This window comes from Acinetobacter towneri (assembly GCF_017498585.1).
Classification (GTDB): Bacteria; Pseudomonadota; Gammaproteobacteria; order Pseudomonadales; family Moraxellaceae; genus Acinetobacter; species Acinetobacter towneri.
Genome location: NZ_CP071766.1, coordinates 2,066,534 through 2,079,878, shown reverse-complemented (window position 1 = coordinate 2,079,878; position 13,345 = coordinate 2,066,534). Strand labels below are relative to the sequence as shown.

Annotated in this window: 11 protein-coding genes and 1 tRNA gene; 7 read left to right on the top strand and 5 right to left on the bottom strand. The window is 40.2% G+C overall.

Annotated features, from left to right (window positions below):
- Window positions 1-11: 11 nt before the first annotated feature.
- A complete protein-coding gene (locus J4G44_RS10060; protein ID WP_180060202.1) occupies window positions 12-1,058 on the bottom strand; it encodes an NAD(P)H-dependent flavin oxidoreductase in 1,047 nt (348 codons plus the stop codon).
- 159 nt (window positions 1,059-1,217) lie between these two features.
- On the opposite strand from J4G44_RS10060, the gene J4G44_RS10055 reads away from it, so the two are divergent.
- The gene (locus tag J4G44_RS10055) at window positions 1,218-1,733 is read left to right on the top strand and encodes a hypothetical protein (RefSeq protein WP_180060203.1); all 516 of its coding nucleotides are present in this window, start codon (window positions 1,218-1,220) and stop codon (window positions 1,731-1,733) included.
- 403 nt (window positions 1,734-2,136) lie between these two features.
- Here J4G44_RS10055 and J4G44_RS10050 read toward each other — a convergent pair whose 3' ends face one another.
- The gene (locus J4G44_RS10050; protein ID WP_004973048.1) at window positions 2,137-2,481 is read right to left on the bottom strand and encodes a hypothetical protein; all 345 of its coding nucleotides are present in this window, start codon (window positions 2,479-2,481) and stop codon (window positions 2,137-2,139) included.
- Window positions 2,482-2,732: 251 nt separating this feature from the next.
- Between J4G44_RS10050 and J4G44_RS10045 the strand changes: the two genes are divergently transcribed.
- The gene (locus J4G44_RS10045) at window positions 2,733-2,951 is read left to right on the top strand and encodes a DUF1653 domain-containing protein (protein ID WP_004973051.1); all 219 of its coding nucleotides are present in this window, start codon (window positions 2,733-2,735) and stop codon (window positions 2,949-2,951) included.
- A gap of 87 nt (window positions 2,952-3,038) precedes the next feature.
- Here the strand turns inward: J4G44_RS10045 and J4G44_RS10040 are convergent, their stop codons facing one another.
- From J4G44_RS10040 to ahpC, 3 genes are all read right to left on the bottom strand, one after another.
- Window positions 3,039-3,245 carry a hypothetical protein gene (locus tag J4G44_RS10040; RefSeq protein ID WP_004973053.1) on the bottom strand — a complete coding sequence of 69 codons (207 nt, stop codon included), beginning with the start codon at window positions 3,243-3,245 and terminating at the stop codon, window positions 3,039-3,041.
- 249 nt (window positions 3,246-3,494) lie between these two features.
- A complete protein-coding gene (locus J4G44_RS10035) occupies window positions 3,495-3,812 on the bottom strand; it encodes a bactofilin family protein (protein WP_225530638.1) in 318 nt (105 codons plus the stop codon).
- Between the two features lie 345 nt (window positions 3,813-4,157).
- Window positions 4,158-4,721, bottom strand: a complete 564-nt coding sequence (gene ahpC / locus J4G44_RS10030; protein WP_004973058.1) for an alkyl hydroperoxide reductase subunit C — start codon at window positions 4,719-4,721, stop codon at window positions 4,158-4,160.
- 375 nt (window positions 4,722-5,096) lie between these two features.
- Between ahpC and J4G44_RS10025 the strand changes: the two genes are divergently transcribed.
- From J4G44_RS10025 to J4G44_RS10005, 5 genes are all read left to right on the top strand, one after another.
- Complete coding sequence (locus tag J4G44_RS10025) at window positions 5,097-9,056, top strand: DUF3418 domain-containing protein (protein WP_179989567.1); 3,960 nt, start codon at window positions 5,097-5,099, stop codon at window positions 9,054-9,056.
- Window positions 9,057-9,086: 30 nt separating this feature from the next.
- The gene (locus tag J4G44_RS10020) at window positions 9,087-10,199 is read left to right on the top strand and encodes a beta-ketoacyl-ACP synthase III (RefSeq protein WP_154320667.1); all 1,113 of its coding nucleotides are present in this window, start codon (window positions 9,087-9,089) and stop codon (window positions 10,197-10,199) included.
- 199 nt (window positions 10,200-10,398) lie between these two features.
- Window positions 10,399-11,820, top strand: coding sequence for a cysteine--tRNA ligase (cysS, locus tag J4G44_RS10015; protein ID WP_180158725.1), 1,422 nt, complete (start codon window positions 10,399-10,401; stop codon window positions 11,818-11,820).
- A gap of 65 nt (window positions 11,821-11,885) precedes the next feature.
- Window positions 11,886-11,961: transfer RNA gene (locus J4G44_RS10010), tRNA-Gly, on the top strand.
- A 403-nt stretch (window positions 11,962-12,364) separates the two neighbouring features.
- Window positions 12,365-13,342: a KpsF/GutQ family sugar-phosphate isomerase gene (locus tag J4G44_RS10005; RefSeq protein WP_207973596.1), complete on the top strand. Its 978-nt coding sequence runs from the start codon at window positions 12,365-12,367 to the stop codon at window positions 13,340-13,342.
- Window positions 13,343-13,345 lie beyond the last annotated feature (3 nt).

Genomic DNA, 13,345 nt, shown 5'->3' with positions numbered 1-13,345 from the left:
TGTACCTATATTTAGCGTGCGTGAATCATTTCTAAAACCAACTGATTAATTAAATCTGCAGCTTCTAATTCACGAATTTGGCTAACATTACTGCCTGCCCAGAATGGCGCATAACCTTGCTCACCTTGTGTGACGGCTGCTGCATGCAACTGTTTTGCAAGATCATACGTATATGGATAGGTGGGCACAGTTAAACGATTTGGTGTATCTACCTGTGTATGCCAATGATTAATTAAACCACGGGCAGGACGTCCAGAGATGCTGTCGGTAATTTGAGTAATGTTTTGCTGAAATAAAGCTTGTCGATAAGCTGGATTGGCATTGGAACTTTTACATTGCACAAAGGCTGTACCCAGCTGTACCGCAGAAGCGCCCAATTTCAGCATTAACTGTGCTTGCTGACCATTCATAATGCCACCTGCGGCAACCACTGGCAGGGTACAATGTTCACGAATCAGTTGTACTAAATCGCTGGTTTTAATTGCACTATCAAAAGTTTGGTTAAAGATACCCCGATGTCCACCTGCCTCAATGCCTTGGGCGATAATGACATCAATTCCCGCTGCTTCAATGGCTTGAGCTTCGGCTAAGTTGGTTGCTGAAACCATAGTAATGATTCCTGCATCTTTTAAAGCCTGAATTTGATGCGCATGCGGAATCCCGAAGTGAAAACTGACGGCTTGTGGTTTAGTTTCTAGTACAAGATCTAAATATCCATCATGGTCTTTAAAACTTGGATAAATACAATTTAGTTGACTCGGTGCAGTTGCGCCATAGCGTTCAAAGATTGGCTGAAAATGTGCAATCCACGCTTGTGCAGCGACTTCATTTAGTGGACTTGATTCATGGCAAAAGAAATTGACCTGAAATGGAAAATCAGTCAGTTCTTGAGTGCGTAAAATTTGCTCACGTGCAGCATCTACCGTGTTTGCACCTAAACCGAGTGAGCCAAAACCACCTTGATTAGAAACCTCGGCTGCAAGTTCGGGAGTAGAAACGCCAGCCATTGGAGCAAGAAAAATAGGATGCTTTATATTCAGTTGTTCTAATAAGGTCATATTATTTACTCCATGTTTTTATCTACTTTGCCCAACTCTAGGTAGATTGGCAAATCATATCCGTCATTTCTTTATGAAATATTAAGATGAGCGATATCATTAAATTTGCAGATGCTTTCAGGCATAATAAGCCTGATGTATGAATTGATGAGTAAATTAATGAAGCCTTTCGTTTATGGTGGTTTGCTTGTGGTGTGTGGATTAAGTGCGTGTAGCAATCCACAGCAAACTCAAGTAAAAATTGATCCAAAGCAATATCAGGTTCAGGATGCGACTGCATTACAACAGCGTATAGATGCTTTAAATGTCAAATTGGCGCAAGACTTCAAACAATTTAAACAAGTCGAAAATATCGCATTTGCACATCAATTCCCTTTAGATGTAAATAACTTACAAACTTTAAATCAGCATTTAGTCGCCAGTACTGCTTTAAAGCCGACTAAAATTGCTTATTGCGATATGATGAATGGTCATTTTGCTGAGTTATATCGTTTAGGACATTACAATCTAGATTTTCTCAAAGATGTAAAATTACCGCGTGCAGAGCAGGAAAATTTGGTTGAAAATTTTGTCAATGCAGAATCTTATTATGATTTTATTTTGAATCGTTACACCAGTTACCGCCAAGTACAACAGACCATGGGCTATGGTTGTAATTTAAAAGCGGCGTTATAGTTGCGGCAGGATTTAGGTTTACTAGGGTCTGTTGATATTTCATAAATGGCTTGCGCTGTAGGCTAAAACTGAGCAGATTAGGCATGAAACGCAGGGAATAACGGGTTTATTTTCAAGTTTTATAACGCAATCTGTGAAAGTTTTAGCCACATGAGCAAAAACAAAGCACTGCTTTGTTTGCTGCGCAAGGGTACAAGCATATTTTTTGCTGCTATTACGTTATGTGCCAGTCATTTAGAATGAGTAAATTTCCTGTCCCATGCCTTATATCAGCTAAAAAACCTTGCGAGATATATCTCTCATGTCGCAAACATAGACGAATTGTCAACAGACCCTAATTAAATCGTGCTGAATAAAAAACTCCTGAGAACTTGCTCAGGAGTTTTTGTTTTATACAATCAAATTATTGTTGTGCTTTTTCTTTCACATTTGCAGCACCTTGTTCAACCGCACCTGCAGTCGCAGCAGTTGCATCTTTAGCAGCTTGTACAGTCGCATCAGCTGCGTTTTCTGTTGCTGTTGCAACATTGTGTGCAGCATTTTCAGTTGCTTGCGCTGCGTTATCTACCGCAGTTGCTGTAGCAGTAGCAGCTTCATGTGTTGCATCTTTGGCATCATGTGCAGCTTGAGCCGCAGCGTTTTCTAAGTGTTCACCCGTAGTTGCCCCTGTTTCTGGTGCTTTTTCTTTTGCACAACCTACAAGTGCTACAGTGGCAGCAAGACCTAAAGCAATAAGAAGTTTATTCATTATCATGTTTCCTTTTTTTACATCCACTTAAGATGGGATAATGCGAATATAACCAAAAAACAATCAATTTGAAGCTTAAAATTGTTCAAATAATGTAATGGGTTTAGATATTTTTTTGTTGTGTAGATTAGAACGATAAATTAGAGAAAAATATGCCGATGCGATTCATTTTTTCTGATAAGGTGAAATCTTAAGAATGGTTACAGTTTTTATTGTACAGTAATGCCATTCTGTAAGATTGGGATTGTAAAATGCTTAAAAAAGGGATTTATCAACATTATAAAGGGCAATTGTATCAAGTGCTGCATGTGGCTACACACAGTGAAACCCAAGAGAAATTGGTGGTTTATCAATGCTTATATGGCGATTATTCTATTTGGGCCAGACCGCTTGATATGTTCACGGAGAGTATTACTTTGGATGATGACCGTGAACAGGAACGCTTTAAATTGATTCAAGAAGTGTATTAATATTTGAAGTTATTTACCTATTTAAAACGATCCAATCTATTTTTAGATTGGATCGTTATGTGGATGCTCAAAGTTTAATAAAATCAATTATTGAATGGAAATACGGTTAAAGCTTAAATCGTATGCTAAATATTTACTCACAAAAGCTGCTTTATCACTGCGTCTTAATAAGTTGTCATAAATAAATTGTGGTACAGGATGGAATAAATCCCCAGAGCCATTTTCGTAAAATATTTTTAAATAACGTGAAGATGCACTGTATGTCCAGGATGTCACGGCAAGTGTTTTACCCATAAGCAACTCCTTTATTTTTTATATTATTTTTCACAGAATAAATCTGCTTATTTTGAACATAAGTGAAGTGCTTGCTAAAAAGTATTACAGAATTGTAACTTTTGAATATAAGTTTTTTGCGCAACCTAAACGTGCCAAAAACGACAAAACTATTATGAAGCGAAATAAAACACCACATTTAGGATGTGGTGTTTATGCTTTGCACATGAATAGTCATTCATTTAAATAAAATGATTGAAAGACTAGATTTTATAGATGACGACATTGATCTTCTTTGTCACCAGAAACACGGTTTGTGCCGCCAGTCGGTTTTACGCGGTTATCTTCACATTCTAAATTGCCATTCACGCGGTTATTTTTTACAACGATTGAGCCTGAATTATCTTTAAGTTGAATATTGCCATTTACACGGTTTGACGTGAGTTGGATGTTACGCCCATCTTCGAGTTGGATATTGCCATCAATGCGGTTGGCATGTGCATTAACCTGACTAAAGTTTCCTTTAGATTCTAAATTGCCATCAATCGTACTATTTTTAATTGCCGTATGTGAGTTGGAATGCAACATTAGGTTGCCCTTAATAGTCACATGATCAAGAACACATTGTTTATGCACTTTGACATTATCATCAATTGTTCGATTTTTAATGCTGCCATTACAGTTGAAATCAGCTAAAGCTGGCACTGAAAATGCTATTAATGTTGAAAGTAAAAATAATTTTTTCATAGAACAGCCCTCAAAAATAAATCTCACAACTGTTACCGGTACAGATTCGATTGTAGTGTTGTAATGTTTTTACATTTTCTATTCTAGAGATGAAATATGAATAAATAAGGTAGAAAAGGGTGATGTTCTGATTAAAAAAAACCACGCAAAATATGCGTGGTTTTTTTGAGTGGTTTAATCTAAAACTTAGATTTTACCTACTAGGTCGATAGATGGGGCTAAAGTTGCATCACCTTCTTTCCATTTAGCTGGGCATACTTCACCTGGGTGAGCGTGAACGTATTGAGCTGCTTTAACTTTACGAAGAAGTTCTTGAGCATCACGGCCAATACCGCCAGCATTGATTTCGATGATTTGGATTTTACCTTCTGGATCAATTACGAAAGTACCACGGTCAGCAAGACCAGCAGATTCGATTAATACTTCGAAGTTTTTAGAAAGCGTCCAAGTTGGGTCGCCAACCATTACGTATTGGATTTTTTTGATTTCTTCTGAAGAATCGTGCCAAGCTTTGTGCGTGAAGTGAGTGTCAGTAGAAACTGCATAGATTTCAACGCCTAATTTTTGGAATTCTGCGTAGTTGTCTGCAAGGTCACCAAGCTCAGTTGGGCAAACGAAAGTGAAGTCAGCAGGGTAGAAGAATACTACAGACCATTTGCCTTTAAGATCAGCTTCAGTTACTTCAATGAATTGACCGTTGTGGTATGCATTTGCTTTAAATGGTTTAACTTCAGTATTAATTAAGCTCATCATTGTCTCCATGATTAAGGTTTGTATTTCGTTGGCAATAGAGTATCTAATTTTGTTTTATTGCTGAAATGGTATTTTTACATTACTAGCATCGGAAAAACAAATGAGTATGTAAAAAGCGTACACTTTCATCACAGTATTATTGAGTCTTTATTAGGCCTCAAAATGATGATGATTGCATGACAACCTATTTTTCAGGTTCAAATACAACCCATTTCAAGCAATTGGTGAACATACATCTATATAGGGATGCTATTTTGAAATTCAAGGGGGGATTTAAAACTTTTTAAATACGCATTCTAAATCACTGTTCTTTCGCTTAAAGGCATTACAGCGTAAAATACGCGTTTGTGTTTTGGTTAGGAAGCGTATTCTGTGCAGAGTCATTTAAATGTAGACCACCTCGTTTTGGCGCGTGATCGTCATCGTTTAAATCGACTACGAAAAGGCAAAGATGCCAATCCAAAGCAATATCAGGAATTATTTGAAAAATCTAATTTAAAAGTGTTGGAGCGTGCACAGCGCATTCCCAACATTAAGTTGAATCAAGATTTACCTGTGACTCAATCTGCCGAACAGTTGATTACTGCAATTCAGCAACATCAGGTCATTATTGTGGCGGGTGAAACAGGTTCAGGGAAAACTACACAGTTACCACAAATTGCAATGTTGGCAGGTCGTGGTTTAACGGGGTTAATTGGTCATACTCAGCCACGACGTCTTGCTGCGCGTAGTGTATCGCAGCGTATTGCCGAAGAAGTTGGTGAAAAGTTAGGTGAGTCCATCAGCTTTAAAGTTCGTTTTAATGAACAGGGTTCGCAAGATTCAATTGTCCGTTTAATGACCGATGGTATTTTGTTAGCAGAGCTTGCCAATGATCGTTATTTAAATAAATACGACACCATTATTATAGATGAAGCGCATGAGCGTTCTTTAAATATTGACTTCATTATGGGCTATTTAAAGCAACTTTTGCCACGTCGCCCTGATTTAAAAGTCATCATCACTTCTGCAACTTTAGATGTGCAGCGTTTTAGTAACTATTTTAACGGCGCACCTATTTTTGAGGTCGAAGGTCGAAGCTATCCTGTCGAAGTACGTTATCGTCCAATTTCTGAATTAAGCATTGGTGGTAGTGATGATGATGAGTTTGATGACTTTGAAGAAAACTTGCCACGCGCAGTGGTGCAAGCGGTAGAAGAATGCTTTGCCGATGCACAGGAAAAAGGTCATCCTGAACATGCCGATATTCTAATTTTTGCCAGTACTGAACAGGAAATTCGGGAGCTGCAAGAAACCTTGCATAAGCATGGACCGCGTCATACTGAAATTTTACCGTTGTATGCGCGTTTGGCTTTGGCGGAACAACAAAAAATCTTTAATCCTTCAGGTGGTGGTCGTCGCATTATTATTGCCACCAACGTCGCTGAAACCGCACTCACTGTACCCAATATCCGCTATGTGATTGATAGCGGTTTTGCACGTATTTCACGTTATAACTATCGCTCACGGGTGCAGCGTTTACCGATTGAAGCAGTATCTCAGGCAGCAGCGAATCAGCGTAAAGGACGTTGTGGTCGTATTGCACCAGGCGTTTGTATTCGCCTGTATTCAGAAGAAGATTTTTTAAGTCGCCCAGAGTTTACTGAACCTGAAATTAAACGCACCAACTTGGCATCGGTCATTTTACAAATGCAAAGTTTGGGCTTGGGTACGCTCGAAGATTTTGATTTTATTGAGCCGCCAGATCATCGTTTAGTCAATGATGGTCGTAAGCTGTTGATTGAACTGGGTGCGATGATTGAGAAGGGTAAAGCCCCTCTTTTAGACGGAATGAGCAGCTCTGCGACGCAAAAGGGAGACAATCATCCGAATAATTCCACTAAATCCACCGCTAATAAAGGCGAGCTTCAAGGCAGCAGCTTAACCAAAATTGGTCAGCAAATGGCAAAAATGCCGATTGATCCAAGACTGGCACGTATGATTTTAGGCGGTGCGCATTTTGGGGTGTTAAATGAAGTCCTGATTATTGTAGCGGCATTGGCGGTACAAGACCCGCGTGAACGTCCTGCAGACAAACAAATGCAAGCCGATCAAAAACATGCACTGTTCCGTGAAGCAGATTCTGACTTTTTATTCTATTTAAAATTGTGGGAAACTTTACACGAAAACCGTGATGGCATGAGTGAAAACAAACGTCGTACTTTTGCCCGTCAGCATTTTTTAAGTTGGTTGCGTTTACGTGAATGGAAGAAAACTCATGAACAATTGGTGGATTTGGCGCGTGGCTTAAAACTGTCGTTTAATGAGAAAAAAGCCAGTTATGAAAATCTGCATCGGGCGTTATTAACAGGGTTGCTTTCTTTTATTGCCAATAAAACCGATGAGCGCAATGTGTTTATGGCAGTACGCCAACAAAAAGCACGAATTTTCCCTGCATCGACTTTGCATAAAACCAATACACCGTGGGTCATGGCATTTGAGATGGTAGAAACTTCGCAAGTGTATCTACGCACCTTGGCAAAAATTGAACCTGAATGGATTTTATTGGCTGCACGTGATTTGCTGAAGCATCACTATTTTGAACCACATTGGTCTAAAAAAGCAGGCGTGGTGAATGCCTATGATCAGATTTCGCTGTTTGGTCTAATTATCGAGCCGAAACGTCCTGTCAATTACGAAAAGGTCGATCAGGAAGCCGCCCATGAAATATTCTTACGTGATGCTTTAACCACAGGCAACTTGGGCATTACCCCACCATTTTTAAAACACAACCTGCTTAAACTGGAAGAAGTGGAACGGGTTGAAGATAAATTACGTCGTCGTGATTTAGTTGTTGATGAAGAAACTATTTATCAATTTTATGCCGCCAAAGTACCTGCAGAAGTTGCAAGCCGTCGTTCCTTTGAAGATTGGCGTGCCACAGTAGAGCCGCAAAATCCACGTTATTTATTTGTGGAAGATGATGCACTTTGGCTGAATGATCGTCCGACCACGCAGCAATTTCCTGACTATTTGCGTAATGGTGAGCTGCGCTTGGCGGCCAGTTACCGTTTTGACCCCAGCCATGATGAAGATGGCGCAACCGTTAAAATTCCAGTGCAAGCGTTGGCACAGGTCGATGAAAATATCTGGTCGTGGGGTGTTCTGGGTTGGCGTGAAAATTTAATTGAAGCCTTGCTCAAGACTTTGCCTAAAGATAAGCGTCGTCATTTGGTGCCTATTCCAGACACAGCTCGAAAGTTGCTACAACGTGTTGATGCGGTAAATTTACGCGAGCACATTTTTAGCTTTTTGGCATTTCAATTACGTGCTGAACACATCACCGAAAAAGACTTTAGCTTTGAGCGGGTAGATGCGTATTTATTGCCGTTCATTAAAGTGCTAGATGAAAAAGGGCGGGTGATTGAGCAAGGTCGTGATTTATCTGAATTAAAAGCGCGTTGCCATACCGAAACGCATAGTCCTGTAAAGCAGGTGCACGGAGAATTTCAAACTTTTCCTGAACGATTTGTATTTGAAGCTTCGCAAAAAGTTACGGGCGTAGTGGTTAAGCAATATCAGGCGTTGGTACCAAGCAAAACATTTGCAGAGCTTTTACCAAAAGATGAATCGGGTGTGGTGATTCAAACCTTTAATGATCAGAGTGAGGCGATTCGTCAGCACCGTGAAGGCGTGATTCGTTTGCTATATGTGCAATTGGGTGATTTATCACGCCAATTGAAAAAACAAATTGATAAACCCTTGGCTTTGGCGTATTCGCCTTTGGGTGATAAAGCTCAACTTGAGCAAATGTTGATCTATGCAACATTGCAAAGCATTATTGGTGACTTACCAGTCAACTTGGAAGAGTTTCAAAAGTTGCAGCTTGAGGTAAAAAAGACTTTCCTCAGTCATGGTCAAACCACGCTGCGTATCTTTAATGAAATTTATATTGCATGGCAAGACATCCGCCGTCAGCTTCTTATGCTTGATGAAGCAGTTTTTGCTAAAAATATGGATGATATAGAAGATCAGCTGGACTTAATGCATCTGGCAGACTTTGTGTATAGCAAGCCTGTAGAGGTGTGGAGCGAATATCCGCGCTATTTGAAAGCGTTGTTATTACGTTTAGACCGCTTACCCAATAACTTGCAAAGAGACGATGCTGCCATCGCCCAAATTGACCCTTGGATGGACAAATTGTTTAAACACAAACAAGATGCCCGACTCAAGGAATTGTACTTTATGGTGGAAGAATTACGCATATCGCTGTTCTCTCAACCCATGAAAACCAAAATGCCAATTTCTGCAACTCGGCTGCAAAAAGTATGGGAAAAGCTCGGAATCAGTTAAGATATTAGTAATTTCTAGAAGGAGTTTTACATGGGCATTCGCATTATAGGTACTGGTCTTTATCACCCAGAAGATGTTATTACCAATGAAGAGTTGGTCGAAAGTTTAAATGCTTATGTGGAACAGTATAATCAGCTCAATGCTGACAAAATTGCAGCAGGTGAGCTTGAAGAACGTCGTGGCTCAAGTGCTGACTTTATCGAAAAAGCCTCTGGGGTAAAACGCCGTTACGTGTCAGAAAAAACAGGTATTCTGGACATTAACCGTTTACGTCCAAATTTGCGTGAACGCGGGGATGATGAAATTTCGCTACAAGCAGAATGGGGTGTAATTGCTGCAAAACAAGCCATGCAAAATGCAGGCGTGACCGCAGAAGATATTGATGTGGTGATTTTGTCTTGCTCAAACTTGCAGCGTGCTTATCCTGCGGTGGCGATTGAAATTCAAACTGCGCTTGGTATTCAAGGTTATGCCTATGACATGAACGTGGCATGTTCTGCTGCGACTTTCGGCATTAAGCAAGCGCATGATGCGATTAAAGCAGGTGCGCGCCGCGTACTGTTGGTGAATGTCGAAATTACCTCAGGTCATAACGATTTCCGTTCACGTGACTGCCACTTTATTTTTGGTGATGTAGCAACCGCTTCAATTTTGGAAGACACTGAAACCAAAGCAGGTTTCGAAATTTTGGACATGAACCTGTTTACTCAGTTCTCGAATAATATCCGTAATAATTTCGGTTTTTTAAACTTAAGTGAAAATGCAGATATTGACGATAAACGCTTCCATCAAGATGGTCGTAAAGTCTTTAAAGAAGTTTGCCCCTTAGTTGCCAAAATGATTACTGCGCAATTAGAAAAGAATCAGATTGCGCCAACCGAGGTGAAGCGTTTCTGGTTGCACCAAGCCAATGCCAGCATGAACGAACTCATTTTGAAATTGGTGGTTGGTAAAGAAGCAGCACAACCAGGTTTAGTACCTATTATTTTAGATGAGTTTGCCAATACTTCTTCGGCAGGGGTAATTATCGCTTTACACCGTACTGCACACGAAGTCGAAAACGGTGAATATGGTGTCTTGTGTTCATTTGGCGCAGGCTATTCAGTTGGCGCGATTTTGGTACAAAAACGTGATGCTGCATAAGCTTTGCCAAACCGTATAAGATCAGCAAACGCCTAAGTACAGGTATTAAAAAGTTCCTTCTCCTTCGGGAGAAGGCTTGGATCATCCGCGATATTCTCTTCACACAGACACATACAGAATAAAAACATCGAAAAACTTTATGAAAAATAATGCTTAGGTTAAGATGGAGCATCTTTTAATAGACCTATTTTGAAAACCTATGCAACCATTTGTTCTATATAACTCAGAGCAACGAAAAAAAGTTGAATTTGTTCCGCGTAAAGAAGGACATATCGACATGTATGTCTGTGGCATGACGGTTTATGATTACTGTCATATCGGGCATGCGCGGGTTATGGTTGCATTTGACTACATCATTCGCTTTTTGCGCAGTCAAGGTTGGAATGTGAAATATGTCCGCAACATTACCGACATTGACGACAAAATTATTAAACGTGCCAATGAAAATGGCGAGAGCATTCAAGCTTTAACAGATCGTTTTATTCAAGCCATGAATGAAGATGCGGCAAACTTAGGCTGTGTTGAACCTGATGCTGCACCACGTGCCACTGAATATATTGATCAAATGCAAAATATGATTGGTAATTTGGTCAATAAAGGCACAGCTTATCCTGCAAGTAATGGCGATGTTTATTTTCAGGTTGAAAAATTTGACAAATATGGCCGTCTTTCAGGTCGCAAGCTAGAAGACATGCAGGCGGGCGCGTCTGAGCGTGTTGATGTTGAAGTCGACAAAAAGCATCCATTTGACTTTGTTTTGTGGAAACATGCCAAAGAAAATGAACCATCTTGGGCTTCGCCGTGGGGCAATGGACGTCCGGGTTGGCACATTGAATGTTCTGCGATGTCGACTTGCTGCTTAGGTAATCATTTTGATATTCATGGTGGTGGTTCAGACTTAATGTTCCCACACCATGAAAATGAAATTGCCCAGTCTGAAGCATCAACAGGTGAGCAGTATGTAAATTACTGGATGCACGTTGGCTTTATTAATGTCGATGGCGAAAAAATGTCGAAGTCATTGGGTAACTTCTTCACCATTCGTGATGTGATGGAAAAATTCCATCCTGAAGTGATCCGCTACTTTATTGTGTCATCGCATTATCGTAGCCCTGTAAACTTCTCCGATGTAGCACTCAAAGAAGCCAAAACCGCATTATCACGTTTCTATCACTCATTTAAAGCTTATCAACAAGCGTACGGTACGCAAACAGTTGAGCAGTTAGATGAGGCTTTGGTGGAACGTTTTAATGCCGCAATGCGAGACGACTTTAATACAGCCGAAGCAATTGCAGTTCTGTTTGAAGTCAATAAAGAGCTGAACCGTTCAGTAAAAGAGCAGCAGGCAGATCAGGCGGCGGTGTACTATTCGACTTTGCGTCATTTGACCAATATTTTAGGTTTGGTGCAGTATGATGTCGATGAATTCCTGAAATCTGATATTGGTCAGGACGCTTTAGGTTTATCTGAACAAGCCATTGCAGACTTCATTCAGCAACGTCAGGATGCCAAAAAAGCCAAAGATTTCGCCCGTGCTGATGAAATTCGTCAGTCTTTGCTCGATCAAGGTGTGGTCTTGGAAGATACCCGTCAAGGTACAGTATGGCGTCGTGCTGATTAATTGAGCACTTGGGAGCATAGAGAGTTGACAGTTGTATGAAATTCTCTATAATTCACTTCCATATTGCGGGAATAGCTCAGTTGGTAGAGCACAACCTTGCCAAGGTTGGGGTCGCGAGTTCGAGTCTCGTTTCCCGCTCCAAAATTTTAAAAAACGCTTATCGAAAGATAAGCGTTTTTTTATGGCTGTTTGTTACAGCTTGCTTGCAGTCAGCTTTATAGATGGGTTTGATCCATAATTTTTAGAGCATTTTCGTTGAAATATGCTTCTGAGCTAGTTCTATCTTTAGCTTTATCTGCAACTTTGAATCAATAAAATAAATAGCCTAAGCTCAAATATGATTGTTTTTCATTTGAAACTCGAGTCAAAAAGCGAGTTAATTAAAACAGCATACAAAAATGCGTTAAAACAAAAAACACACGCAGAATCAAAGTGTAGAATTGCATAGATATGCTAAAATTGCGAAAATTAAATGTGCTTCAATAAATCGCTTTTATTGAGGTGTAGAAAATACTCAATTTAAGTTGAACGTTGAATGCCAAACATGTCAAATACCATTGATTTCCAATCTGTAGCCTTAGACACTTTAAGAATAGAAGAACAAGCATTACAAGTCTTGGCGACGCAAATTGATCAGCGTTTTAGCCGTGCCTGCGAAATCATGTTGCATTGCAAAGGGCGTGTTGTGGTCACAGGTATGGGAAAATCAGGTCATATTGGTCGTAAAATGGCTGCGACGTTTGCCTCTACAGGCACGCCGTCTTTCTTTATGCACCCGGGTGAAGCAGGGCATGGTGATTTGGGAATGTTGGTACGGGGTGATGTTTTAATTGCCATTTCCAACTCCGGCAAAAGTGATGAAATTATGATGTTGATGCCACTCATCAAACATCTGGAAGTTCCTCTAATCACAATTAGCGGTGATGATCGCGGGCCGATGCCACAAAATGCTGATGTCGCTTTAACATTAGGCAATATTCAGGAAGCTTGTCCACTTGGTTTAGCACCAACCTCAAGTACGACTGCAACCTTGGCATTAGGTGATGCATTGGCTGTAGCGTTACTTGATGCACGTGGTTTTACTGCCGATGATTTTGCTCGTTCACATCCTGCAGGCGCTTTGGGTAAGCGCCTGTTATTGCATGTGAAACATTTGATGCATACCGGTACAGAATTACCTAAAGTTGCACCAGATACACCAATGAACAAAGTGTTATACGAAATTTCAAACAAACGTCAAGGTTTAACCACAATTGTCGATGAAAATGACGTCTTGTTAGGCATTTTCACCGATGGTGATTTACGACGTTTAATTGATAAACAACAGGGCTTTGATGTGAATTTACAAGTTGGGCAAGTGATGACTCAACATCCTGCAACGATTTCACAAGAAGCACGTGCAGTTGAAGCTTTAGAACAATTACGTGACCGTAAAATCAATCAGTTTGTGGTGGTGGATGATGCCAATAAAGTCATTGGTGTGATCAGTATGCATGACTTGATTCAAGCAGGGGTAAACTAAACA